The sequence below is a fragment of the Rugamonas sp. DEMB1 genome, assembly GCF_029834475.1.
GTDB lineage: Bacteria > Pseudomonadota > Gammaproteobacteria > Burkholderiales > Burkholderiaceae_D > Rugamonas > Rugamonas rubra.
Genome location: NZ_CP122407.1, coordinates 5521767 through 5546201, shown reverse-complemented (window position 1 = coordinate 5546201; position 24435 = coordinate 5521767). Strand labels below are relative to the sequence as shown.

Annotated in this window: 18 protein-coding genes, 2 tRNA genes, 3 rRNA genes and 1 pseudogene; 14 read left to right on the top strand and 10 right to left on the bottom strand. The window is 62.3% G+C overall.

What is annotated here, in order from left to right; all coding sequences use genetic code 11:
* The first annotated feature begins 3 nt into the window (after positions 1–3).
* From QC826_RS25575 to QC826_RS25555, 5 genes are all read left to right on the top strand, one after another.
* A complete protein-coding gene (locus tag QC826_RS25575) occupies positions 4–2232 on the top strand; it encodes a xanthine dehydrogenase family protein molybdopterin-binding subunit (RefSeq protein ID WP_279762998.1) in 2229 nt (742 codons plus the stop codon).
* Between the two features lie 4 nt (positions 2233–2236).
* A complete protein-coding gene (locus QC826_RS25570; RefSeq protein ID WP_279762997.1) occupies positions 2237–2836 on the top strand; it encodes a nucleotidyltransferase family protein in 600 nt (199 codons plus the stop codon).
* A gap of 47 nt (positions 2837–2883) precedes the next feature.
* The gene (locus QC826_RS25565) at positions 2884–4698 is read left to right on the top strand and encodes a M61 family metallopeptidase (protein ID WP_279762995.1); all 1815 of its coding nucleotides are present in this window, start codon (positions 2884–2886) and stop codon (positions 4696–4698) included.
* A gap of 217 nt (positions 4699–4915) precedes the next feature.
* Positions 4916–5215 carry a hypothetical protein gene (locus tag QC826_RS25560; RefSeq protein WP_279762994.1) on the top strand — a complete coding sequence of 100 codons (300 nt, stop codon included), beginning with the start codon at positions 4916–4918 and terminating at the stop codon, positions 5213–5215.
* Positions 5158–6105 carry a GGDEF domain-containing protein gene (locus QC826_RS25555; RefSeq protein WP_279762993.1) on the top strand — a complete coding sequence of 316 codons (948 nt, stop codon included), beginning with the start codon at positions 5158–5160 and terminating at the stop codon, positions 6103–6105. Before QC826_RS25560 ends, QC826_RS25555 begins: the two co-directional genes overlap by 58 nt.
* A gap of 19 nt (positions 6106–6124) precedes the next feature.
* On the opposite strand, the gene QC826_RS25550 is transcribed toward QC826_RS25555, so the two are convergent.
* The 7 genes and pseudogenes from QC826_RS25550 to rpe all read right to left on the bottom strand — a co-directional run bounded on the left by QC826_RS25550 (position 6125) and on the right by rpe (position 12238).
* On the bottom strand, positions 6125–6613 hold the full coding sequence (locus tag QC826_RS25550; protein ID WP_279762992.1) for a hypothetical protein: 489 nt from the start codon (positions 6611–6613) through the stop codon (positions 6125–6127).
* A gap of 16 nt (positions 6614–6629) precedes the next feature.
* Entirely contained in the window at positions 6630–7430 is an 801-nt protein-coding gene (trpC, locus tag QC826_RS25545; RefSeq protein ID WP_279762991.1) for an indole-3-glycerol phosphate synthase TrpC, read from the bottom strand.
* 43 nt (positions 7431–7473) lie between these two features.
* The gene (trpD, locus tag QC826_RS25540; RefSeq protein WP_279762990.1) at positions 7474–8511 is read right to left on the bottom strand and encodes an anthranilate phosphoribosyltransferase; all 1038 of its coding nucleotides are present in this window, start codon (positions 8509–8511) and stop codon (positions 7474–7476) included.
* A gap of 89 nt (positions 8512–8600) precedes the next feature.
* A complete protein-coding gene (locus tag QC826_RS25535) occupies positions 8601–9164 on the bottom strand; it encodes an anthranilate synthase component II (RefSeq protein WP_279762989.1) in 564 nt (187 codons plus the stop codon).
* 1 nt (position 9165) lies between these two features.
* Complete coding sequence (gene trpE, locus QC826_RS25530; RefSeq protein ID WP_279762988.1) at positions 9166–10662, bottom strand: anthranilate synthase component I; 1497 nt, start codon at positions 10660–10662, stop codon at positions 9166–9168.
* A gap of 215 nt (positions 10663–10877) precedes the next feature.
* Positions 10878–11560: pseudogene (locus tag QC826_RS25525) on the bottom strand (phosphoglycolate phosphatase).
* A gap of 12 nt (positions 11561–11572) precedes the next feature.
* A complete protein-coding gene (rpe, locus tag QC826_RS25520; RefSeq protein WP_093389444.1) occupies positions 11573–12238 on the bottom strand; it encodes a ribulose-phosphate 3-epimerase in 666 nt (221 codons plus the stop codon).
* Between the two features lie 252 nt (positions 12239–12490).
* Here rpe and apaG point away from each other — a divergent pair, with 252 nt between their 5' ends.
* Positions 12491–12865: a Co2+/Mg2+ efflux protein ApaG gene (gene apaG / locus QC826_RS25515; protein ID WP_279762987.1), complete on the top strand. Its 375-nt coding sequence runs from the start codon at positions 12491–12493 to the stop codon at positions 12863–12865.
* Positions 12866–12921: 56 nt separating this feature from the next.
* On the opposite strand, the gene QC826_RS25510 is transcribed toward apaG, so the two are convergent.
* Positions 12922–13059 (bottom strand): hypothetical protein, encoded by a 138-nt coding sequence (locus tag QC826_RS25510; RefSeq protein WP_279762986.1) that lies wholly within the window; start codon positions 13057–13059, stop codon positions 12922–12924.
* Between the two features lie 23 nt (positions 13060–13082).
* Here QC826_RS25510 and QC826_RS25505 point away from each other — a divergent pair, with 23 nt between their 5' ends.
* Complete coding sequence (locus tag QC826_RS25505) at positions 13083–14309, top strand: murein transglycosylase A (protein ID WP_279762985.1); 1227 nt, start codon at positions 13083–13085, stop codon at positions 14307–14309.
* 58 nt (positions 14310–14367) lie between these two features.
* Here the strand turns inward: QC826_RS25505 and QC826_RS25500 are convergent, their stop codons facing one another.
* Both QC826_RS25500 and QC826_RS25495 read right to left on the bottom strand, forming a co-directional pair.
* Entirely contained in the window at positions 14368–14805 is a 438-nt protein-coding gene (locus tag QC826_RS25500) for a universal stress protein (RefSeq protein ID WP_279762984.1), read from the bottom strand.
* A gap of 89 nt (positions 14806–14894) precedes the next feature.
* Entirely contained in the window at positions 14895–16103 is a 1209-nt protein-coding gene (locus QC826_RS25495; protein WP_279766600.1) for an MFS transporter, read from the bottom strand.
* Between the two features lie 221 nt (positions 16104–16324).
* On the opposite strand from QC826_RS25495, the gene QC826_RS25490 reads away from it, so the two are divergent.
* The 7 genes from QC826_RS25490 to QC826_RS25460 all read left to right on the top strand — a co-directional run bounded on the left by QC826_RS25490 (position 16325) and on the right by QC826_RS25460 (position 24083).
* Positions 16325–17101 carry an enoyl-CoA hydratase gene (locus QC826_RS25490; protein WP_093389449.1) on the top strand — a complete coding sequence of 259 codons (777 nt, stop codon included), beginning with the start codon at positions 16325–16327 and terminating at the stop codon, positions 17099–17101.
* 376 nt (positions 17102–17477) lie between these two features.
* Positions 17478–19005: ribosomal RNA gene (locus tag QC826_RS25485) — 16S ribosomal RNA — on the top strand.
* A gap of 82 nt (positions 19006–19087) precedes the next feature.
* Positions 19088–19164: transfer RNA gene (locus QC826_RS25480), tRNA-Ile, on the top strand.
* A 19-nt stretch (positions 19165–19183) separates the two neighbouring features.
* Positions 19184–19259: transfer RNA gene (locus QC826_RS25475), tRNA-Ala, on the top strand.
* 241 nt (positions 19260–19500) lie between these two features.
* A 23S ribosomal RNA gene (locus QC826_RS25470) occupies positions 19501–22375 on the top strand.
* A 146-nt stretch (positions 22376–22521) separates the two neighbouring features.
* Positions 22522–22634: ribosomal RNA gene (gene rrf / locus QC826_RS25465) — 5S ribosomal RNA — on the top strand.
* Together the 16S, 23S and 5S rRNA genes with 2 tRNA genes alongside form the textbook arrangement of a ribosomal RNA operon.
* 366 nt (positions 22635–23000) lie before the next feature.
* Complete coding sequence (locus tag QC826_RS25460) at positions 23001–24083, top strand: acyltransferase family protein (protein ID WP_279762983.1); 1083 nt, start codon at positions 23001–23003, stop codon at positions 24081–24083.
* Positions 24084–24435: the final 352 nt, after the last annotated feature.

Here is a 24435-nt window from a genome sequence, read left to right as displayed (position 1 = left end):
GACATGCGCACTGAATGGCTGAATCAAGAATCGATGCAAACGGAAGCGGCCGCCTCCACGCCAGCGGGCGGCTTGTCGCGGCGCGGCTTCATGAAGGCCGGCGCGGTGCTGGGCGGAGGCCTGGTGCTGGGCTTCTTCATCCCCGGCGCCAACAAGTTCGCCAACGCGCAGGCCGGCAAGACGGTGTTCCAGCCGAACGCCTTCCTACACATCGCGGCGGACAACAGCATCACCGTACAGGTCAACCGGCTCGAATTCGGCCAGGGCGTGCATACCGCCTTGCCGATGCTGATCGCCGAGGAGCTCGACGCCGACTGGGCGCAGATGCGCGGCGCGCTGGCGCCGGCCGGCGACCAATACAAGGACCCGGCCTTCGGCATCCAGATGACCGGCGGCTCGGGCACCATCAAGCACTCCTTCATGCAGTACCGCGAAATCGGCGCCAAGGCGCGCGCCATGCTGGTGGCCGCCGCCGCCGAGCAGTGGAAGGTGGCGCCGGAGCAGGTCAAGGTCGCCAAGGGCGTGCTGAGCGGCCCGGCCGGGCAAAAGTCCAACTTCGGCGCGCTGGCCGACGCCGCCATGAAGCAAGCGGTCCCGGCCAGCGTCAAGCTGAAGGACGCCAAGGACTTCCACATCATCGGCAAGCCGGTCAAGCGGCTCGATTCCCGCCTCAAATCGACCGGCAGGCAGGAGTTCGGCATCGACTTCAAGGCGCCCAACAGCAAGGTGGTGCTGGTGGCGCGGCCGCCGGTGTTCGGCGCCAAGGTCGCCAAGTTCGACGCCAGCAAGGCCAAGGCCATCAAGGGCGTGATCGACGTGCTGGAAGTGGCCACCGACCGTGGCGGCCGTGGCCTGGCGGTGATCGCCGAGGGCTACTGGCCGGCCAAGCAGGGCCGCGACGCCCTGGTGGTGGAGTGGGACAGCAGCGCGGTGGAGAAGGTCAGCAGCGACAAGCAACTGGCCGAGTACAAGGAGCTGGCGCAGAAGCCGGGCGTGTCGGCCAAGCAGGCGGACACCTCCAAGCTGGCGGCGGCGCCGACCAAGATCACCGCCGTCTACGAGTTCCCCTACCTGGCGCACGCGCCGATGGAGCCGCTCAACTGCGTCATCGACCTGCGCGCCGACGGCTGCACGGTCTGGGCCGGCTCGCAGTTCCAGACCATCGACCAGGGCGCCATCGCCGCCACCGCCGGTCTCAAGGCGGAGCAGGTGGTGCTCAACACGATGATGGCCGGCGGCGGCTTCGGCCGCCGCGCCGTGCCCACCTCGGACTACCTGGTCGAGGCGACCAATATCGCCAAGGCCTGGAACGCCAGCGGCAAATCCGGCCCGTTGAAGGTGATGTGGAGCCGCGAGGACGACATCAAGGGCGGCTACTACCGTCCGGCGCACGTCCACCGCGCCGAACTGGGGCTGGACGACAAGGGCCGCATCGTCGCCTGGAACCACACCATCGTCGGCCAGTCCATCATTTCCGGCACGCCGTTCGAGCCGATGATGATCAAGAACGGCGTCGACCACACCATGGTCGAGGGCATGGGCGAACCGTACGAGGTGCCGCTGAACTTGAGCGTCCACAACGTCAAGGCCAACGTGCCGGTGCTGTGGTGGCGTTCGGTCGGCTCGACCCACACCGCCTTCGTCATGGAGACGCTGATCGACGAGGCGGCCCACGCCGCCAAGATGGACCCGGTGGCCTACCGCCGCCAGCTGATGGGCGAGAAGGCCAAGCGCCACCTGGCCGCGCTCGACCTGGCCGTGGCCAAGTCCGGCTACGGCAAGAAGGTGCTGCCGAAGGGGCAGGCATGGGGAGTCGCGCTGCACGAGTCGTTCAACAGCGTGGTGGCCTACGTGGTCACCGCCTCGGTGAAGAAGGGCGTGCCCAAGCTGCACAGCGTGACCGCCGGCGTGCACTGCAACCTGGCCGTCAACCCGCTGACCATCGAGGCGCAGGTGCAGGGCGCCGTGCTGATGGCGGTCGGCACCACCTTGCCGGGCGCCGCCATCACGCTCAAGGACGGCGTGGTCGAGCAGCAGAACTTCAGCGACTACCCGGTGGCGCGCATGCCGGACATGCCGCAGGTGGCGGTGCACATCGTGCCCTCGGCCGACGCGCCGACCGGCATGGGCGAACCGGGCCTGCCGCCGCTGGCGCCGGCCTACGCCAACGCCTTGTTCAAGTTGACCGGCAAGCGTTTGCGCAAGCTGCCGTTCGACCTGGCCTCGGCCTAAGCGAATGCCGCTGGTCGGCATTTTGCTGGCCGCCGGAAGGGGCAAGCGTTTCGACCCTTCCGGCGTGCAGAACAAACTGCTGCAAGCGCTGCCGAACGGCGACGCCGTCGTCCTCGCCAGCGCCAGGAATTTGCTCGCCGCGCTGCCGCGCGTGGTCGCCGTGGTGCGGCCGGGCGACGAGCGCGTCGCCGCGCTGCTCGGCGCGGCCGGCTGCGAGGTGCGCGTTTGCGCCGAGGCCGACACCGGCATGGCCGCCTCGCTCACCCATGCGCTAGACTACGCCCGTGGCGCGCCCGGTTGGCTGGTGGCGCTGGGCGACATGCCGTTCGTGCGGCCCGCTACCATGCGCCTGCTGGCCGAGCGCATCGAGGGCGGCGCCCGCATCGCCGCGCCGCTGTACCGGGGACGGCGCGGCAATCCGGTGGCCTTTTGCGGCGACTACCTGTCGCTGCTGCTGGCGCTGGACGGCGACCAGGGCGCCCGCGCCATACTGCACAGCCACACCGTCAGCGAAGTCGAGGTCGACGACGCCGGCGTGCTGCGCGACATCGATTTGCCGAACGACTTGAAAAAGGGTCAGACCCTAGGGTCTGACCCTGAGTAACGCGTGTGCCGCCCCAGTGGTAGCCATGCCAGAACACGAGGACAACAATGAAAAAGCCAAATAGCAGCAAGCCCGCCGTCGCCTACACCATCGTCCCCAAGAACCTGGCCGGGCACATTTTCCAGGTCACCTTGACGGTCGAGGCGCCGGCCGCCGACGGCCAGGAATTCATCCTGCCGGCCTGGATACCGGGCAGCTACATGATCCGCGAGTTCGCCCGCAACATCGTGCAAATCCGCGCCGAGAGCCGTGGCCAGCCGGTCGCGCTGACCAAGCTGGACAAGCACTCCTGGCGCGCCGCACCGGTCAAGGGCGCGCTGACGCTCGAATACGAGGTGTACGCCTGGGACCTGTCGGTGCGCGCCGCCCACCTCGACCAGACCCACGCCTTCTTCAACGGCACCAGCGTGTTCCTGCGCGTGCCGGGGCAGGAGGCCGCGCCGCACCAGGTCGACATCCAACGCCCGGCCGACGCCGCCGCGCGCACCTGGCGCGTGGCCACCGCGCTGCCCGAGCTGAAGGCCAAGCGCTACGGCTTCGGCACCTATATCGCCGCCAACTACGACGAACTGATCGACCACCCGGTCGAGCTGGGCGACTTCGCCCTGGCCACCTTCAAGGCGCACGGCATCGCGCACGACATCGTCATCAGCGGCCGCGTGCCCAATCTGGACATGGCGCGCCTGTGCGCCGACCTGAAGGCGATCTGCGAAACCCAGATCGCCTTCTTCGAGCCGCGCAGCAAGCGCGCGCCGATGGAACGCTACGTCTTCCTGACCCTGGCCGTCGGCGACGGCTACGGCGGCCTGGAACACCGCGCCTCGACCGCGCTGATCTGCGCCCGCGCCGACCTGCCCAGCAGCGCCGCGCCGAAGAAGGCCGAGGTCGGCGACGGCTACCTGCAGTTCCTCGGCCTGTGCAGCCACGAGTACTTCCACACCTGGAACGTCAAGCGCATCAAGCCGGCCGCCTTCGCCCCCTACGACCTGCAGGTGGAAAGCCACTCGCCGCTGCTCTGGCTGTTCGAGGGCTTCACCAGCTACTACGACGACTTGATGCTGGTCCGCGCCGGCGTCATCGGCGAGCCGGCCTACTTCAAGCTGCTGGCCAAGACCATCGGAGGCGTGCTGCGCGGCAGCGGCCGCAGCAAGCAAAGCGTGGCCGAGTCCAGCTTCGACGCCTGGACCAAGTACTACCGCCAGGACGAGAACGCGCCCAACGCCATCGTCAGCTACTACACCAAGGGCTCGCTGGTGGCGCTGGCGCTCGACCTGAGCATCCGCGCCAAGAGCGCCGGCAAGAAGTCGCTCGACGACGTCATGCTGGCGCTGTGGCAGCGCTACGGCCGCGACTTCTATCCCACCGTGGGGCGCGGCGTCACGCCGGCCGAGGTGGAGGCGCTGTTCGACGAGATCAGCGGCATGCGCCTCAAGCCCTTCTTCGACAAGTACGTGCGTGGCACCGACGACCTGCCGCTGGCCAAGCTGCTGGCGCAGTTCGGCGTCAAGTACAGCGACGAGCGCAAGGCCACCAAGCCCAGCCTGGACGTCAACGCCGGCCGCGACGGCAACGACTGCAAGCTGTCCAGCGTCCACGAGGGCGGCGCGGCGCACCAGGCCGGCCTGTCGGCGGGCGACCTGCTGGTCGCCATCGACGGCCTGCGCGTCACGGCGACCAATCTGGACACGCTGCTGTCGCGCTATGGCGTCGGCTCAGAGGTCGAGGTACACGCCTTCCGCCGCGATGAACTGATGAGCTTCCGCCTGCGCCTGCAGGGCGACCGCGTGCCCAACGTCGCCTTGGCGCTGGCGCCGGCCGGCAAGAAGGCCGCCGGCCCGTCGCGCCCCAGCGCACCGCGCTGAGCACAACCCTGCGGCGAAAATCTAGGGTCAGACCCTAAGGGTCTGACCCTGGCTCGGCGCATCTGGGTGGTTTTAGCAACCCAGGGGCAGACCCGCGCCTGCCGCCGTGTGGGGGCGTGGCTTCCCCCCCACTTTCATCCCCGCGATGTTCAACGGCGCCGTTCTGGTCTAGAATCCCGCTACGCGCGTCAATACCACCCACCATACCGGATAGCCAGTGACCCTGCTCGACCCCTCAACGATCATTCTGATGTCGGCCTTGATGGGTGGCGCGATGAGCGTCGTGCTGTTCGCCGCCGACCGCAGCTTCCCGGCCGAGATCCGTGGCCTCGGCCATTGGGCGGTGGGGCTGTTGCTGCTGATCGCGGCGGCGGTGTTGTTCAACCTGCGCGGCGTGCTGCCGCCGGCCTTGGCGCTGTTGAGTGCCAATTCCATGTTGCTCTGGGGCTGGGCCTGGCTATGGTCGGCACCGAGCGCTTCTACCACCGGCCGCCCAGCTGGCGCGCCTTCCATCTAGTGTGGGGTCTGGGCATGAGCGCCATCGCCTGCTGGCTGCTGGTCTGGCCGGACTTCCAGGCCCGCGTCGCGGTGTTCTCCTTCCTCGTCTTCGGCTTCTACGCGCGCCAGGTGCAGCTGATCTGGCGCTACGGCGAGCGCCATTTCTCCACCCGTTTCTTCGGCGCGCTGATGCTGTTCCAGGCCTTGGCGGTGCTGCTGCGCGGCTGCCTGGCGCTGTTCGGCAGCGCCTCCAGCGTCGACCTGATGCGCGGCGGCCCCCTCGCCAGCTTCTATCTGGCCACCGCCAACTTCATGGCGCTGCTGCTGGCGGTCGGTTTCATGACGGTGGCCACGCGCCGCCTGCAGAGCATCCTCGAGCTGCGTTCCACCCTCGACCCGCTGACCTGCGTGCTGAACCGGCGCGGCTTCGCCGACATCTACGGCAAGGAGCGGGCGCAACTGCGCCGCTCCGCCCGCGGCATGACCTTGCTCAGCATCGACCTGGATTTCTTCAAGCAGATCAACGACCAGTACGGCCACGCCATGGGCGACCGCGTGCTGGTGCATGTCGCCGCCACCGTCGGCAAGACCTTGCGCGAGTCGGACCACATGGCCCGCTTCGGCGGCGAGGAGTTCGTCGTGCTGCTGCCGGACACCGGCGTGGAGCGCGCCATCGGCGCCGCCGAGCGGATACGCGTCGCCTTGCGCGGGCCGCACCCGGAAGGCATGCCGGCCTACACGGTCAGCATCGGCGTGGCCTGCCAGCAGAGCGCCGCCGAGGATCTGGACGGCCTGCTGATGCGTGCCGACGCCGCGCTGTACCGCGCCAAGGCCAACGGCCGCGACCGCATCGAGGTGGCCGAGCCGGCCAGCCCGCCGTCGTCGATGCTGCACGCTGTCCGCGCCTAGGCGGCTCGCCTGGGGGCGCCTACTGCGGCCCGGCCAACGTGCGCAGCTGGAATTGGTAGTCTTTGTTGAACAGGAAGGTCTCGGAGAACACCAGGGTCTTGTGGCCGAAGCGCAGCAGGTGGCCCGGCTTGGGGTAGGGCGTGCCGGCCGCCAGCGCGGCCAGCGCCACCTTGGAGGCGGCCTTGTCGCGCGAGCGGTGCACGCGCGCCTCGCTGACGCCGCCGTCGCGGTCGATGCCGATGTCGAGCACGACGATGGCCGGCAGCATCGGCGGCAGGCGGCCGCTAAAGGTCTGTTGCGGATTGCTGGCCAGGATGCGCTCGGCCACCTGCACCTTGTACTCGTCGAGATTGGCGGCGGCGCGCGGCGGCGCCGGCGTGGCGGCGGCGGGCGGCGCCGGCGGGCCGACCTTGGGCAGCACCGGCGGCTCCTTGTGGCAGGAGGCCAGCAGCAGCGCGGCGCCGGCGGCAAGCGCGATCCTCAATGTATGCTGCGATCGGCTTGCCATGGTGGTGTACTCCGGGTCAGTTGAACAGGCGGGCCAGCTCGGCGCCCGGGTCCGGCGCGCGCATGAAGGCCTCGCCGACCAGGAAGGCGTGCACGCCGGCGGCGCGCATGCGTTGTACGTCGTCCGGCACCATGATGCCAGATTCGGTCACCACCAGGCGCTCGGCAGGAATGCGCTCGAGCAGGCCCAGCGTGGTGTCCAGCGAGGTCTCGAAGGTGCGCAGGTTGCGGTTGTTGATGCCGACCATGCGCGTCTTCAGGCGCAGCGCCGCGTCCAACTCCCCGCCGTCGTGCACCTCGACCAACACGCCCATGCCCAGCTCGTGGGCGCAGGCCTCCAGCTCGGCCATCAGGCCGTGGTCCAGCGCCGAGACGATCAGCAGGATGCAGTCGGCGCCCATGGCGCGCGCCTCGTAGACCTGGTACATGTCGACCATGAAGTCCTTGCGCAGCACCGGAATGGCGCAGGCGGCGCGCGCCTGCTTCAGGTAGTCCACCGAGCCCTGGAAGAACTGCTCGTCGGTCAGCACCGACAGGCAGGCGGCGCCGTTGGCGGCGTAGCTGGCGGCGATCTCGGCCGGGCGGAAGTCGGCCCGCAGCACGCCCTTCGACGGCGAGGCCTTCTTCACCTCGGTGATGACGCCGGCGGCGCCGCCGGCGATGCGCTGGCGCAGGCTGGCCTCGAAGCCACGCAGGCCCTGGCGCAGTTCGGCGTCGCCCTCGACTTCGCTGCGCAGGCTGGCCAGGCTGCGGTGTTTTTTGGCGGCGGCCACTTCGTCGGCCTTGACGGCGAGGATTTTGTTGAGGATGTCGGACATGATGGCAATCTGGTGAGGGTGTGGGCGGGGGCGCGCGCCCGGCTTAGTTGTTGGCGCCCAGGCTCTGCGTGACCTGGACGAACTGGTTGACCTTTTCCAGCGCCGCGCCGGAGCTGATGGCGATGCGCGCCAGGCGCAGGCCGTCCTCGATCGAGCTGGCGGTGCCGGCGGCGTACAGCGCGGTGCCGGCGTTGAGCGCGACGATGTCGTGGGCGGCGCCGGGTTCGCCGCGCAGCGCCTCCATCATCTTGGCCCGCGACTCGGCGGCGTTGGCCACCCGCAGGTTGCGGCTGGCGATCATCTGCATGCCGAAGTCCTCCGGATGGATCTCGTACTCGCGGATCTCGCCGTCGACCAGCTCGCCGACCAGGGTGGCGGCGCCGAGCGAGACCTCGTCCATGTTGTCGCGGCCGTAGACCACGATGGCGTGCTGCGCGCCCAGGCGCTGCAGCACGCGCACCTGGATGCCGACCAGGTCCTCGTGGAACACGCCCATCAAAATGTTCGGCGCGCCGGCCGGGTTGGTCAGCGGGCCGAGGATGTTGAAGATGGTGCGCACGCCCAGCTCGCGGCGCACCGGCGCGGCGTGCTTCATGGCGGCGTGGTGGTTGGGCGCGAACATGAAGCCGATGCCGGTCTGGGCGATCGACTGGGCGATCTGCTCGGGTTTCAGGTTGATGTTGGCGCCCAGCGCCTCGATCACGTCGGCGCTGCCGGACGAGGACGACACGCTGCGGCCGCCGTGCTTGGCCACGCGCGCGCCGGCGGCGGCGGCGACGAACATCGCCGTGGTCGAGATGTTGAAGGTGTGGGCGCCGTCGCCGCCGGTGCCGACGATGTCGAGCAGGCCGCGGGTGTCGGCCATCGGCACCTTGGTGGAGAACTCGCGCATCACCTGGGCGGCGGCGGCGATCTCGCCGATGGTTTCCTTCTTCACGCGCAGGCCCATGGTGAGGGCGGCGATCATCACCGGCGACATCTCGCCGGACATGATCTGGCGGAACAGGTGCAGCATCTCGTCGTGGAAGATCTCGCGGTGTTCGATGCAGCGCAGCAGGGCTTCTTGATGGGTGATCGGCATGATGGTTCCTTCTTCAATGATGAGGACGCGGGTCGCGGCGGCGGACAGCTCGATGCGGGGCGCGCCGCCGTGGCGGCGCGCGGCTGTCGTCAGCGGACCAGGAAGTTCTTCAGCAGGGCGTGGCCGTGCTCGGACAGGATCGACTCGGGGTGGAACTGCACGCCCTCGATGTCGAACTCCTTGTGGCGCACGCCCATGATCTCGCCGTCGTCGGTCCACGCCGTCACTTCCAGGCAGGCCGGCAGGGTGGCGCGGTCGATCGCCAGCGAGTGGTAGCGGATCACCGTGAACGGCGAGGGCAGGCCCTTGAACACGCCGACGCCGGTGTGGGCGATCAGCGAGGTCTTGCCGTGCATGACCTGCTTGGCGCGGATCACCTTGCCGCCGAAGGCCTCGCCGATGGCCTGGTGGCCCAGGCAGACGCCGAGCATCGGCTTCTTGCCGGCGAAGTGCTTGAGCACCTCGAGCGAAATGCCGGCCTGCGCCGGGCCCTTCGGGCCCGGCGAGATGCAGATGCGGTCCGGGTTCAGCGCCTCGATCTCGGCGATGCTGATCTCGTCGTTGCGGAAGGTGCGCACGTCCTCGCCCAGCTCGCCGAAGTACTGCACGATGTTGTAGGTGAAGGAGTCGTAGTTGTCGATCATGAGCAGCATGTTAGAACTCCCCATCCAGGCCGTCTTGCACTTGTTCGGCGGCGCGCAGCACGGCGCGCGCCTTGTTTTCGGTTTCCTGCCATTCCATCTCGGCCACCGAGTCGGCGACGATGCCGGCGGCGGCCTGCACGTACAGCATGCCGTCCTTGATGACGCCGGTGCGGATGGCGATCGCCACGTCCATCTCGCCGCCGAACGACAGGTAGCCGCAGGCGCCGCCGTAGATGCCGCGCTTGGTGATCTCCAGCTCGTCGATGACCTCCATCGCCCGCACCTTCGGCGCGCCGGTCAGGGTGCCGGCCGGGAAGGTGGCGCGCAGCACGTCCAGGTTCGACAGGCCGCCCTTCAGCTTGCCCTCGACGTTGGAGACGATGTGCTGCACATGCGAGTATTTTTCGATCACCAGGCGGTCGGTGACCTGCACGCTGCCGATCTCGGAGATGCGGCCCAGGTCGTTGCGCGCCAGGTCGATCAGCATCACGTGTTCGGCGATCTCCTTCGGATCGGCCAGCAGTTCCCTGGCCAGCTCGGCGTCGCGCTCGGGCGTGGCGCCGCGCGGACGGGTGCCGGCGATGGGGCGCAGCGTGACCTTCTTCTCGCCGTCGGCGGCGGTCTCGTTGCGCACCAAAATCTCCGGCGAGGCGCCGACGATCTGCATGTCGCCGAAATTGTAGAAGTACATATACGGCGACGGGTTCAGCGAGCGCAGCGCGCGGTACAGCGTCAGCGGCGAATCGACGTAGGGCTTGCGGATGCGCTGGCCGATCTGCACCTGCATCAGGTCGCCGGCCATCACGTACTCGTGCGCCTTGGCGACGGCCTTCAGGTAGTCTTCCTTGTTGAAGTCGCGGATGATCTCGGTGCGCACCGAGCTGGAGGTGACGGGCGCGTCGACGCCGCGGCGCAGCATCATGCGCAGGTTCTTCAGGCGCTGGCGCGCCTTGGAGAAGGACTCGGGCTGGGCGGTGTCGGCGTAGACGATCAGGTACAGCTTGCCGGACAGGTTGTCGATCACCGCCAGCTCCTCGGTCACCATCAGCTGGATGTCGGGCAGGCCGAGGTCGTCCTTGGGCTGGGTGGCGGCCAGCTTCTTCTCGATGTGGCGCACGGTGTCGTAGCCGAAGTAGCCGGCCAGGCCGCCGCAGAAGCGCGGCATGCCGGGCCGCAGCGCCACCTTGAAGCGGGCTTGGAAGCTTTCGATGAAGTCGAGCGGGTTGCCCTCGTGGGTCTCGATGACGACGCCGTTCTTGACGATCTCGGTGCGGCTGCCGTAGCTGCGCAACACGGTCGTGGCCGGCAGGCCGATGAAGGAGTAGCGGCCGAAGCGCTCGCCGCCGACGACGGACTCGAGCAGGAAGGTGTTCTTGCCGCCCTGCTGGGTCTGCGCCAGTTTCAGGTACAGCGTCAGCGGGGTTTCCAGGTCGGCGAAGGCTTCGGCGATCAGGGGGATGCGGTTGTAGCCTTCCGTGGCCAGCGATTTGAATTCGAGTTCGGTCATGTCATCTCTCCATGCCGCCCCGGATGCCAAGAGGGTGTGGGGGCGGTGGTTGTTCAAAAAACCTGTCGGGTGCGTGGGCACATGCGACAGCAATCAGGGTGGCTTACTTTTGCCAGGATTGCCAGCGTCGCCAAAGCCAGGCCTCAATCGAGCCGGGTTGGGTGACGTTGTGTTTTTTGTCGAGAAACATTATTGGTGTAGGGGCTGTGTGCAGTTCAGTTATGAAAACGAATCTGGTTCGCCGCGTCGAGCAGCGTGTCAACTATACCATCGGAATCGGTTGCGTGTATAGCCTGTCCGTGATTGTAACCATAAGGCACGGTCAGCACGGGGCAACCGGCCGCCCGCGCCGCCATGGCGTCGTTCTGCGAATCGCCGATCGCCACCACCGTGGCCGGTTCCATGCCGAAGTCGCGGCACACCGTCCGCAGCGGCAGCGGGTCGGGCTTCTTGCGCGGCAAGGAATCGCCGCCGTAGACCAGCTCGAAGTAGGGCGCCAGCCCTTCATCTGCAGCAGCGGCTTGGCGAAGGCGATCGGCTTGTTGGTCACGCAGGCCAGGCGCAGGCCCTGCGCGCGCAGCGCCTGCAGGCCGGCGATCACGTCGGGATACAGCGCGCTGTGGCGGCCGTTGATGTCCAGGTAGTGGCGCTGGTAGGACGCCAGCGCCGGCGCCAGCAGCGGCGCCAGCCCGGCTTCGTTGTAGTCGAGCGACAGCACGCTGTGGATCAGGTGTTCCGAACCCTTGCCGACCATCAGGCCGATCTGCTGTTGCGAGATCGGCGCCAGGGCGAAGTCGGCGCGCATGCGGTTGATGGCCACCTGGAAATCGGGCAGCGTGTCGAGCATGGTGCCGTCGAGGTCGATGATGGCGGCGCGCACGCCGGCCAGTACCGTCATGCCCGCCTTCACTTACACGCCCGCCAGTTGCGCGCGCATGGCGTCGATGACGGCCTTGTAGTCGGGCTGGCCGAAGATCGCCGAGCCGGCCACGAAGGTGTCGGCGCCGGCCGCCGCCGCCGCCGCGATGTTGTCGATCTTGATGCCGCCGTCGACCTCGAGCAGGATGTCGCGGCCCGACTCGTCGATCAGGCGGCGCGCCAGCGCGATCTTCTTCAGCGCCTCGGGGATGAAGGACTGGCCGCCGAAGCCGGGGTTGACCGACATGATCAGGATCATGTCGATCTTGTCCATCACGTGCTCGAGGAAGTGCAGCGGCGTGCCCGGGTTGAACACCAGGCCGGCCTTGCAGCCGTTGTCGCGGATCAGTTGCAGCGTGCGGTCGATGTGCTCGGACGCCTCGGGGTGGAAGGTGATGATGTTGGCGCCGGCCTTGGCGAAGTCGGGGATCAGGCGGTCGACCGGCTTGACCATCAGGTGGACGTCGATCGGCACCTGCACGTGCGGACGGATGGCCTGGCACACCAGCGGGCCGATGGTCAGGTTGGGAACGTAATGGTTGTCCATGACGTCAAAGTGGATGATGTCGGCGCCGGCCGTGACGACGTTGCGCACTTCCTCGCCCAGGCGGGCGAAGTCGGCGGACAGGATGCTGGGAGCGATGCGGAAAGTGGTCATGGTGTGGGCTGGCGTTGAGCGTGCGTTAAAAAGGATGCGCTATTTTACGCTTTGCCGCGTCCGCCTGGCGGTTTTGCCGACGGCGCCGCAGGCCGCCCGGCGCGGGCCGGCCGAGAATTGTCATGCCAATTGCGGGCTACACCTTGCGCCCGGCCCGGATTTGCGGTGCAATGTGGAATGGACGATGAAAATTCGCCAAGCTTGCAGATCCTCGCCGCTGCACCGCTGTTGCTTCATCTTTAAGGAATGTTAATGGCCTCATACGAATTCACTGTCTCGGTCAGAACCCAGTACCTGCCCGAGCAGTCCGACCCGGAACGCACCAACTTCGTGTTCACCTACTCGATCACGATCAAAAACACGGGCACGGTGGCCGCGCAACTCATTTCCCGCCACTGGGTCATCACCGACGCCAACAACCACATCGACGAGGTGCGCGGCCTGGGCGTGGTCGGCCACCAGCCGCTGCTGGCGCCGGGCGAGCAGTTCGAGTACACCAGCGGCACCGCGCTGGCCACGCCGCAGGGCTCGATGACGGGCGACTACTTCTGCGTGGCCGAGGACGGCCACCGCTTCGAGGTGACCATTCCGGAGTTCGTGTTGTCGTTGCCGCGCACTTTGCACTAAAGTAGCGCAGCCCGAGCGAAAGGCACGCCGCGCCGCTGCGGGCGTGCCTTTTTGCTTCACTCGGCCTGATCGGGCTGCCGCTCCGGCTTCGGCTCGGGCGGCGCGCGGGTCGGCCGGGGCGGGGTCTTGCCCGAGTACATGGTCCACCAGACGATGAACGCCAGCAGGAAAAACGCGACCAGCGCTTCAATCATTAATAGCCACATAGCGATCCTCAATGTTATTTACACGCCGTAGTCTACTCGTTCCCCTGTCCCTCGTCGCGCTGGCCTTGGCCGCCTGCGGCACCGCGCCGCCGGCGCCCAAGCCGGCGCCGAGCGCGCCGCCGCCGGTCGCCGTCGTCCCCGCGCCCGCAACGCCAGCGGCGCCGGCCCCGGCGCCCAAGCCGACTGCGCCGCAGTTCGTTCCGGCCAGCTTCGCCGACCTGCCCGGCTGGGACAAGGACGACCTGCGCGCCGCCTGGCCGGCCTTCATGTCGTCCTGCGGCGTGCTGGGCAAAAAGCCGGACTGGAAGGAGTCGTGCAGCATCGCCCGCGGCGTCAACGGCAACGACGAGCGCGCCATCCGCACCTTTTTCGAGGCCTTCCTGCAGCCGCAGCGGGTGCTCGCGCCCGACGGCGCCGAGGACGGCCTGGTCACCGGCTACTACGAGCCGCTGCTGCACGGCGCGCGCAAGAAGGGCGGCCCGTTCCAGACGCCGCTGTACAAGGTGCCGGACGACCTGGTCACCGTCGAGCTGGCCGGCGTGTATCCGGAGTTGAAGGGCATGCGCCTGCGCGGCCGCCTGGTCGGCAAGAAGGTGTTGCCGTATGCCACACGCGCCGAGATCGAGCGGGCCACCGACGTTGCCGGCAAGGAGTTGCTGTGGGTCGACGATGCGGTCGAGGCCTTCTTCCTCCAGGTGCAGGGTTCCGGCCGCGTGCAGATGAGCGACACGCAGGAAACCGTGCGGGTCGCCTACGCCGACCAGAACGGCCATCCCTACAAGTCGATCGGCCGCTATCTGGTGGACAAGGGCGAGCTGACCTTCGAGCAGGCCTCGGCGCAGGGCATCAAGGCCTGGATCGCCGGCCATCCGACGCGCCAGCAGGAGCTGTTCAACGTCAATCCCAGCTATGTGTTCTTCAAGGAGGAGCGCCTGCCCGATCCGCGCGTCGGGCCGAAGGGCGCGCTGGGCGTGCCGCTGACGCCGCAGCGCTCGGTGGCCATCGACGCCGCCCAGCTGCCGCTGGGCGTGCCGCTGTTCCTCGCCACCACCCAGGCCAACAGCGACATCCCGCTGCAACGGCTGGCGATGGCGCAGGACACGGGCGGCGCCATCCGTGGCGCGATCCGCGTCGACTATTTCTTCGGCTTCGGCGCCGAGGCGGCGGAGAACGCCGGCCGCATGAAGCAGCGCGGCAAGGTATGGCTGTTGCTGCCGAGGCAGGCGCCGGCGCGCTGAGCGCCGGGCGATCTGCCTGGATTTTCAGCACAGGGCGGCCGCGAGGCCGCCCTTTTTGTTAGCGCAGCACCATCACCGGCAGGGTGGTGTGGGCCAGCACCTTTTGCGTCTCGCTGCCGAGGAACAGCCGGTTCAGGCCCTTGCGGCCGTGCGAGGCCATCATGATGATGTCGCAACCGTGCTGCTTGGCCGCCTCGACGATCTCCTCGTAGGGGCTGAACGACAGCGTGACCACGCCCTCGAAGGCGATGCCGGCGGCCTCGGCGGCGGCGGCCACCTTGGCGATGTTGCGGCGCGCCTCCTGCTCCATCTCCCGTTCGAAGGTCTTGGCGTCGAGCACGGCGCCGCCGTCGGCCATCGGCGAGAAGGGGAAGGGGTGGATCACGCTGATGGCGACCAGCTGCGCCCGGTTGAGCTGGGCGAACTGGATCGCCGTCGCGGTGGCTTTGTCCGACAGCGCGGAGCCGTCGGTCGGCAGCAGGATTTTCTTGAACATGGCCTTCTCCGGTAAGTGTATGGCTGCAAGCTTATGGAATTGACCAGTGGAAATCCTTGATCCAGATCAAACCAGGCCGCATCCACCGCTCAGGCGTCCAGTGTGGCGCCGATAGGCCGTTCGGGGCGCACGTCACGGATCGGCTTGGACAGCGCCATGGCGACGGTCAGCAGGATGCCGCCGGCGCCGACGCAGGCCATGCCGGTGCGGATGCTCAGGTGCTCGGCGATGTAGCCGGCCGCTAGGGCGCCCAGCGGCGCCGTGGCCACGGTCAGGAAACGCATCGTCGAGATCATGCGGCCGAGGAAGGCGTCGGGCGTGACCTTTTGCCGCATCGCCATGTAGGGCATGAAGAACAGCATCACGCCGCAGTCGAAGAACAGCGACAGCGAGGCGAAGGCGACGGTGGTGGCCATGCTGCTGCCGAACAGCGCCGGCGGAATGGCCGGCATCAGCACGAAGCCCAGCGTGGTGGCGGCGGTGCCGATCAGCAGCGTGACGCCGGCGCCGAAGCGGCGGTTCAGCGGCTTGATCAGCATCGAGCTGATGAACACGCCGACCCCGCCGACCATCTGCGCCGCGCCCAGCACGCCGGGCGACATGCCCAGTTCGCGCGTGGCGAACAGGATGGCCAGCGCGGCGTAGCCGTAGAACAGCAGGTGCCAGACGCCGGCCGCCCAGGCCAGCGTGCGCAGCAGCGGATGGCCCCAGATGAAGATGAAGCCGTCGCGGATGTCGCGCAGCGGGTGCTTGTCGGACGGCGCCGGCTGCGGGTCGCGCACGCTGATGCGGCGCAGGTTGAGCACCGACACCACGAAGCCGGCGGCGTTGACCAGGATGGCGTAGGGTGCCGTCAGCCACTGGATCAGGATGCCGGCGACGCCGGGCGAGATCAGGCGCGAGGCCGAATCGCTGGCGGCGAACTTGGACTGGGCGTCGATCAGCCCGTCGCGGCCGATTAGGAAGGTCAGGAAGATCTGCTCGGCGCCGCCACCGACCACGGTGCAGCTGCCCAGCACGAAGGCCACCGCATACATCCAGTGCATCGACAGCAGGCCCAGCCAGTAGGCCGCCGGGATGCTGGCCAAGGTCAGCGCCTGCACCACCTCGCTGCCGAGCAAGATCGGCAGCTTGCGGCTGCGGTCCAGCAGCACGCCGGCCGGCAGCGCGAACAAGGCGAACGGGATCGCCTGGCAGGCCATGAGCATGCCCATCTGCGAAGGGCTGGCGCGCAGCAGGATGGCCGAACACAGCGGCAGGGCCAGCGCGCTGATCTGTCCGCCGAAGCCGTTGAGGATGCTGCTGAACCAGTAGCGGCGGAAATCGACGTTGCGCAGCAGGGCGTCGCGGACCAGCAGCTCGGACAGGTAGTGGCGGATGGCGGTAAGAATGGGGCACCGGTTCGGTCGGCGGTTGGAGAGTCAAATAATACCAGCGCGCAACCTCTCTATATAGACGATAAAAGATACAATCGCCGCATACCGATCTAGAAGCTTGATTATCCACCGGAGGAGTCCCCATGCAATACGAAGACCTGATTGTTGACGTGCAAGGCAAAGTGGCGCTGATTCGCCTGAACCGTCCCAAGGCGCTGAACGCGCTGAACGACCGCATGATGGATGAGCTGGGCGACGCCCTGCGCAAGTTCGACGCCGACCCGGCGATCGGCTGCATCGTGCTGACGGGCAGCGAAAGAGCCTTCGCCGCCGGCGCCGACATCGCCGCCATGGCCGACTACACCTATGTCGACACCTACCGCGACAACTACATCACCCGCAACTGGGAGCACATCCTGCGCGTGCGCAAGCCGGTGATCGGCGCCGTCGCCGGCTACGCCCTGGGCGGCGGCTGCGAGCTGGCCATGATGTGCGACTTCCTGATCGCCGCCGACAACGCCAAGTTCGGCCAGCCGGAAATCAAGGTCGGCGTCACGCCTGGCGCCGGCGGCACCCAGCGCTTGCCGCGCACCATCGGCAAATCCAAGGCCATGGACCTGTTGCTGACCGCCCGTACCATCGACGCGGCCGAAGCCGAGCGCATCGGCCTGGTCTCCCGCGTGGTGCCGGCCGAAATGTTGCTGGAGGAGGCGATGACTGCCGCCGCCACCATCGCCGACATGCCGACCTCGGTGGCGATGATGATCAAGGACGCCGTCAACCGCGCCTTCGAGACCACGCTGACGGAGGGCGTTAATTACGAGCGCCGCCTGTTCCAGTCGGCCTTCGGCACGCCTGCCCAAAAAGAGGGCATGCACGCTTTCCTGGAAAAGCGCTTGCCTAAGTTCGACGGTCTTTGATATAGTTCGCCTCCCCGCAGAAATGCACGCAGAAACAAGCGGTTGCAGAGTAGGCGGGGAGAAAAAGAAGGTTGACGAAATGGCCGAAACGCTGCATACTCTTCCTTCTTCGCAACTGACAAACAAAACGCTTTGTCAAGGGTTGAAAGCCCGGTTGCAGGCAGTACCGAATAAAGTTCTTTAACAATTAACAGTCGATAAGTGTGGATGTTTGATGAAAGTGCAGCGGCTTCTTCGGAAGTCGTCAACTTAAAATATCAAATGTTCACAAGAAGTAATGAAATAGGACGCTTCGCAAGAAGTGGCCTGTCAGTATTTTGAGTGAGCGACCCCTTAGCAATAAGGGTGGCACGAAAGTGTCAAAGTAACAGAGATTAAACTGAAGAGTTTGATCCTGGCTCAGATTGAACGCTGGCGGCATGCCTTACACATGCAAGTCGAACGGCAGCGCGGGGCAACCTGGCGGCGAGTGGCGAACGGGTGAGTAATATATCGGAACGTACCCTGGAGTGGGGGATAACGTAGCGAAAGTTACGCTAATACCGCATACGATCTAAGGATGAAAGTGGGGGATCGCAAGACCTCATGCTCCTGGAGCGGCCGATATCTGATTAGCTAGTTGGTGGGGTAAAGGCCTACCAAGGCATCGATCAGTAGCTGGTCTGAGAGGACGACCAGCCACACTGGAACTGAGACACGGTCCAGACTCCTACGGGAGGCAGCAGTGGGGAATTTTGGACAATGGGCGAAAGCCTGATCCAGCAATGCCGCGTGAGTGAAGAAGGCCTTCGGGTTGTAAAGCTCTTTTGTCAGGGAAGAAACGGTGGGTTCTAATACAGCCTGCTAATGACGGTACCTGAAGAATAAGCACCGGCTAACTACGTGCCAGCAGCCGCGGTAATACGTAGGGTGCAAGCGTTAATCGGAATTACTGGGCGTAAAGCGTGCGCAGGCGGTTTTGTAAGTCTGTCGTGAAATCCCCGGGCTCAACCTGGGAATGGCGATGGAGACTGCAAGGCTAGAGTTTGGCAGAGGGGGGTAGAATTCCACGTGTAGCAGTGAAATGCGTAGATATGTGGAGGAACACCGATGGCGAAGGCAGCCCCCTGGGTCAAGACTGACGCTCATGCACGAAAGCGTGGGGAGCAAACAGGATTAGATACCCTGGTAGTCCACGCCCTAAACGATGTCTACTAGTTGTCGGGTCTTAATTGACTTGGTAACGCAGCTAACGCGTGAAGTAGACCGCCTGGGGAGTACGGTCGCAAGATTAAAACTCAAAGGAATTGACGGGGCCCGCACAAGCGGTGGATGATGTGGATTAATTCGATGCAACGCGAAAAACCTTACCTACCCTTGACATGGCTGGAATCCCTGAGAGATTGGGGAGTGCTCGAAAGAGAACCAGTACACAGGTGCTGCATGGCTGTCGTCAGCTCGTGTCGTGAGATGTTGGGTTAAGTCCCGCAACGAGCGCAACCCTTGTCATTAGTTGCTACGAAAGGGCACTCTAATGAGACTGCCGGTGACAAACCGGAGGAAGGTGGGGATGACGTCAAGTCCTCATGGCCCTTATGGGTAGGGCTTCACACGTCATACAATGGTACATACAGAGCGCCGCCAACCCGCGAGGGGGAGCTAATCGCAGAAAGTGTATCGTAGTCCGGATTGTAGTCTGCAACTCGACTGCATGAAGTTGGAATCGCTAGTAATCGCGGATCAGCATGTCGCGGTGAATACGTTCCCGGGTCTTGTACACACCGCCCGTCACACCATGGGAGCGGGTTTTACCAGAAGTAGGTAGCTTAACCGTAAGGAGGGCGCTTACCACGGTAGGATTCGTGACTGGGGTGAAGTCGTAACAAGGTAGCCGTATCGGAAGGTGCGGCTGGATCACCTCCTTTCTAGAGTATGCACAGAATCAGCAATGGTTCACATCATCAAGCATTCACACTTATCGACTGTCAATTAAGAAGAACAGCATTTGGGGCTGTAGCTCAGCTGGTTAGAGCACCGTGTTGATAACGCGGGGGTCGTTGGTTCGAGTCCAACCAGCCCTACCAGGATTCGAGTAGTACCCTAGGGGGATTAGCTCAGCTGGGAGAGCACCTGCTTTGCAAGCAGGGGGTCGTCGGTTCGATCCCGTCATCCTCCACCAAAAGTTCAAACGTAAGCCCTGCCCTAGCGGCAAGCGCGGTTTAGGTTTGGTCTTTTAGAGATTAAATGCTGTTTCGTTCTTTAAAAATTTGGAAGAAGTAAAAGTAAAGATTATTTATTAATCGTTTGCGTCGGAAGGCGTGAATGATGGGTAATGATTGTATGTATCAACAAACATAGCAACATGTAGTTTCTTATTCCTATAAACGCTCCTTGTTTAGTCGCAGGGGCTAACGTTATAGGGACAAGCGAATAAGTGCACATGGTGGATGCCTTGGCGATTACAGGCGATGAAGGACGTAGTAGCTTGCGATAAGCTGCGGGGAGCGAGCAAACACGCTTTGATCCGCAGATTTCCGAATGGGGAAACCCGGCCTTTTAGGTCATTGCATACTGAATACATAGGTATGCAAAGCGAACGCGGCGAACTGAAACATCTAAGTAGCTGCAGGAAAAGAAATCAACCGAGATTCCCAAAGTAGTGGCGAGCGAAATGGGATGAGCCTGCACGTTTTAGCATGACGCATAGAAGAATCCTCTGGAAATAGGAACCGTAGCGGGTGATAGTCCCGTATTCGAAATGCGATGTGTGGAACTAAGCGTGCGACAAGTAGGGCGGGACACGAGAAATCCTGTCTGAATATGGGGGGACCATCCTCCAAGGCTAAATACTCGTAATCGACCGATAGTGAACCAGTACCGTGAGGGAAAGGCGAAAAGAACCCCGGAAGGGGAGTGAAATAGATCCTGAAACCGTGTGCATACAAACAGTAGGAGCGGACTTGTTCCGTGACTGCGTACCTTTTGTATAATGGGTCAGCGACTTACATTCAGTGGCAAGGTTAACCATATAGGGAAGCCGTAGAGAAATCGAGTCCGAATAGGGCGTTCAGTCGCTGGGTGTAGACCCGAAACCAAGTGATCTACTCATGGCCAGGATGAAGGTGCGGTAACACGCACTGGAGGTCCGAACCCACTAATGTTGAAAAATTAGGGGATGAGCTGTGGGTAGGGGTGAAAGGCTAAACAAACTTGGAAATAGCTGGTTCTCTCCGAAAACTATTTAGGTAGTGCCTCAAGTATCACCATCGGGGGTAGAGCACTGTTATGGCTAGGGGGTCATCGCGACTTACCAAACCATTGCAAACTCCGAATACCGATGAGTGCGAGCTTGGGAGACAGACGTCGGGTGCTAACGTCCGGCGTCAAGAGGGAAACAACCCAGACCGCCAGCTAAGGTTGCCAAAGATTGGCTAAGTGGAAAACGAAGTGGGAAGGCTAAAACAGTCAGGATGTTGGCTTAGAAGCAGCCATCATTTAAAGAAAGCGTAATAGCTCACTGATCGAGTCGTCCTGCGCGGAAGATGTAACGGGGCTAAGCCAGTCACCGAAGCTGCGGATATGCGTAAGCATATGGTAGGAGAGCGTTCTGTAAGCCTGCGAAGGTGTCTTGTAAAGGATGCTGGAGGTATCAGAAGTGCGAATGCTGACATGAGTAGCGATAATGGGGGTGAAAAGCCCCCACGCCGTAAGCCCAAGGTTTCCTGTTCAACGTTCATCGGAGCAGGGTGAGTCGGCCCCTAAGGCGAGGCAGAGATGCGTAGCTGATGGGAAGCAGGTTAATATTCCTGCACCGTCGTATGATGCGATGGGGGGACGGATCGCGGAAGGTTGTCTGCCTGTTGGAATAGGCAGTTTCTGGTTCATAGAAGGCACTTAGGCAAATCCGGGTGCGGAATTCAAGGGACTGGGACGAGCGAATTTATTCGTGAAGCAATCGGAAGTGGTTCCAAGAAAAGCCTCTAAGCTTCAGTCATACGAGACCGTACCGCAAACCGACACAGGTGGGCGAGATGAGTATTCTAAGGCGCTTGAGAGAACTCGGGAGAAGGAACTCGGCAAATTGGTACCGTAACTTCGGGAAAAGGTACGCCCTTGTAGCTTGACCACTTTACTGTGGAAGGGTGAACGGGTTGCAATAAACTGGTGGCTGCGACTGTTTAATAAAAACACAGCACTCTGCAAACACGAAAGTGGACGTATAGGGTGTGACGCCTGCCCGGTGCTGGAAGATTAAATGATGGGGTGCAAGCTCTTGATTGAAGTCCCAGTAAACGGCGGCCGTAACTATAACGGTCCTAAGGTAGCGAAATTCCTTGTCGGGTAAGTTCCGACCTGCACGAATGGCGTAACGATGGCCACACTGTCTCCTCCCGAGACTCAGCGAAGTTGAAATGTTTGTGATGATGCAATCTACCCGCGGCTAGACGGAAAGACCCCATGAACCTTTACTGTAGCTTTGCATTGGACTTTGAACCAATCTGTGTAGGATAGGTGGGAGGCTTTGAAGCGGGGACGCCAGTCTTCGTGGAGCCAACCTTGAAATACCACCCTGGTTTGTTTGAGGTTCTAACCTTGGTCCGTTATCCGGATCGGGGACAGTGCATGGTAGGCAGTTTGACTGGGGCGGTCTCCTCCTAAAGTGTAACGGAGGAGTTCGAAGGTACGCTAGATACGGTCGGACATCGTGTTGATAGTGCAATGGCATAAGCGTGCTTAACTGCGAGACTGACAAGTCGAGCAGGTACGAAAGTAGGACATAGTGATCCGGTGGTTCTGTATGGAAGGGCCATCGCTCAACGGATAAAAGGTACTCTGGGGATAACAGGCTGATTCCTCCCAAGAGTTCATATCGACGGGGGAGTTTGGCACCTCGATGTCGGCTCATCACATCCTGGGGCTGTAGCCGGTCCCAAGGGTATGGCTGTTCGCCATTTAAAGTGGTACGTGAGCTGGGTTTAAAACGTCGTGAGACAGTTTGGTCCCTATCTGCCGTGGGCGTTGGAAATTTGAAGGGGGCTGCTCCTAGTACGAGAGGACCGGAGTGGACAGACCTCTGGTGTACCGGTTGTCACGCCAGTGGCATTGCCGGGTAGCTAAGTCTGGAAGAGATAACCGCTGAAAGCATCTAAGCGGGAAACTTGCCTTGAGATGAGATTTCCCAGAGCCTTGAGCTCTTTGAAGGGTCGTTCGAGACCAGGACGTTGATAGGCTGGGTGTGGAAGTGCAGTAATGCATTAAGCTAACCAGTACTAATTGCCCGTAAGGCTTGTCCCTATAACCTTAGCAGGTTGTAAGAATAAGAACTACGTGTCGCCTGAGTTGTTGATACATCGTTCATTACCCCCATTCTTTACCGATACTTCTTCCCAATTTTAGAGTTTCGCCGCCCGATCGGGGGCGAACACTCGTACAAGTCAATGCCTGATGACCATAGCAAGTTGGTACCACCCCTTCCCATCCCGAACAGGACCGTGAAACAACTCTGCGCCGATGATAGTGCTGCAACCAGTGTGAAAGTAGGTTATCGTCAGGCTAGTTATTCTAAAAAACCCCACCAGTGATCTGGTGGGGTTTTTTTTTTGCCCATAGGACACATCTCTGCCATAGGCAGGTCATGGCTATATCGTTCCGCTATGGCAAAGTGAACGCAAAGATTGAGTCATTTTTTCGGCATGCACTATGCACTTGAAAAGTAGTGCTCCTTTCTAGCAATTTGAGCTAAAATTCGAGGCTGTTGTTGTCTTCGTTGTAATTCTCTATTTTTAGCATGGGGACCTTTGCACCAACCCATAACGGGTAATGATTTTTGCCTATCTCTTTGCGCGGAAACGATTTTTTTGACCCGACTGATGCACTTCCTTGATTTGGTCATCATGCCGCAATTTTTTATTTGGAATAAATGGAAACGAAAAATATTGCACGAAAAGGAAGATTTGAATTTTTGGATGGTATTCGTGGGTTGGCTGCGATTTTTGTACTAATTCGCCATACCGGTGGATTATGGAATGTGGAGTTTTTTCATAGTTATCTGGCCGTTGATATCTTCTTCATGTTGAGCGGATTTGTTATTGCTCATGCGTATGATGAAAGGATAAATAATGGGACTATTTCCATTTTTAATTTCGTTCAAGTACGAGTGATTAGATTATATCCGGTGTATATCTTTTCATTGTTATTGATCTCAATCTTTTTGTTCGGCCAAATGATCGTCGGGAAACATTTCAATTCATTCGAATTGATGCAATTCGCGAGTATGGTTGCGTTGACGGCGATATTTTTGCCATCTCATGTGAGGGGGGACAATGCTTTGTTCCCAATAAATGGCCCTTATTGGTCGCTATTTTTTGAATTAATAGCCAATTTTGTTTACGCTGTAATCTGTCCTAAGTTGACCAAGTTGCTAAATGTACTAATCGTTCTTTGCGCTGGTGTCGCAATGGCGATTATTGCGTTCCGTAATGGCGATCTGAATATCGGTTTCTCCTGGGGGCTGAAATCTATTGTTGGCGGCCTGTCTCGCTCACACTTTGGATTTTTTCTCGGGCTACTTTTATATAAATACCATGTTGCGTTTGCTTGCTGGTGCAAGGGGCGAGTATCCCATTGGTTCTCCATTGCTGCTGTCGTCGCTATTCTGGCTTGTCCAAGTTTCGGGACATTCAATCCTTGGTTCGATTTACTGGCTATCGCATTGGTTTTCCCGATGTGTGTGCTCATCGCGGCACAACCAGTGGAGTCTGAGTCAAAATTGACAGGAACGTTGGTGCTGCTTGGCGCGGCCAGTTATCCTTTGTATGTGTTACATATTCCAATGGCGAAAGTATTGAATCAAGGATTGAAGTATTTTCCGATACCTCTAGGTGGATTTGTCTTTGCTGCAATTGTCATTGCGTTTTCCATTTGGTTGGAGAGGAAATATGATATTCCGCTAAGACGGAAAATGATGGCGCGCTTGGGACGACGAAAAATTACCATGGGTTGAACGACTGATCTGCCATAAAATTGCCTACCCGAAGATGCGTCGACGATACCTTGCGCGGCGATCGGTTCGTCGCATTCGATCATGCCACGGGTCAATTGTTCCGGTAGATCTACGGCGACATGGGGGAGCGCAGCAGCGTCGATTTTTGGCCGACTGCGATTGGCTGTTCGCCGCTGACTGCGTGGCTGAGGAGCAGAGGTCCGGCAAGCGACAGGCATTCGACAAGTGCCGCGTCGCGCCGGGCCACTGGTGAAGTGGATGTGACAGTTGCTCCAAATTGGCACAGCGCGGCTTGGCAAGCCCGTTCATAAGTGATCCTTACCGCCTAGTCGAGGCACCGATTAGCTTGGCA

Bases quoted from the DNA above. Each gene is read 5' to 3' on its own strand.
- QC826_RS25575 (WP_279762998.1), top strand. From the start codon at position 4: ATGCGCACTGAATGGCTGAATCAAGAATCGATGCAAACGGAAGCGGCC.
- QC826_RS25570 (WP_279762997.1), top strand. From the start codon at position 2,237: ATGCCGCTGGTCGGCATTTTGCTGGCCGCCGGAAGGGGCAAGCGTTTC.
- QC826_RS25565 (WP_279762995.1), top strand. From the start codon at position 2,884: ATGAAAAAGCCAAATAGCAGCAAGCCCGCCGTCGCCTACACCATCGTC.
- QC826_RS25555 (WP_279762993.1), top strand. From the start codon at position 5,158: ATGGTCGGCACCGAGCGCTTCTACCACCGGCCGCCCAGCTGGCGCGCC.
- QC826_RS25550 (WP_279762992.1), bottom strand. From the start codon at position 6,613: ATGGCAAGCCGATCGCAGCATACATTGAGGATCGCGCTTGCCGCCGGC.
- trpC (WP_279762991.1), bottom strand. From the start codon at position 7,430: ATGTCCGACATCCTCAACAAAATCCTCGCCGTCAAGGCCGACGAAGTG.
- trpD (WP_279762990.1), bottom strand. From the start codon at position 8,511: ATGCCGATCACCCATCAAGAAGCCCTGCTGCGCTGCATCGAACACCGC.
- QC826_RS25535 (WP_279762989.1), bottom strand. From the start codon at position 9,164: ATGCTGCTCATGATCGACAACTACGACTCCTTCACCTACAACATCGTG.
- trpE (WP_279762988.1), bottom strand. From the start codon at position 10,662: ATGACCGAACTCGAATTCAAATCGCTGGCCACGGAAGGCTACAACCGC.
- rpe (WP_093389444.1), bottom strand. From the start codon at position 12,238: ATGACCACTTTCCGCATCGCTCCCAGCATCCTGTCCGCCGACTTCGCC.
- apaG (WP_279762987.1), top strand. From the start codon at position 12,491: ATGGCCTCATACGAATTCACTGTCTCGGTCAGAACCCAGTACCTGCCC.
- QC826_RS25510 (WP_279762986.1), bottom strand. From the start codon at position 13,059: ATGATTGAAGCGCTGGTCGCGTTTTTCCTGCTGGCGTTCATCGTCTGG.
- QC826_RS25505 (WP_279762985.1), top strand. From the start codon at position 13,083: ATGTTATTTACACGCCGTAGTCTACTCGTTCCCCTGTCCCTCGTCGCG.
- QC826_RS25500 (WP_279762984.1), bottom strand. From the start codon at position 14,805: ATGTTCAAGAAAATCCTGCTGCCGACCGACGGCTCCGCGCTGTCGGAC.
- QC826_RS25490 (WP_093389449.1), top strand. From the start codon at position 16,325: ATGCAATACGAAGACCTGATTGTTGACGTGCAAGGCAAAGTGGCGCTG.
- QC826_RS25460 (WP_279762983.1), top strand. From the start codon at position 23,001: ATGGAAACGAAAAATATTGCACGAAAAGGAAGATTTGAATTTTTGGAT.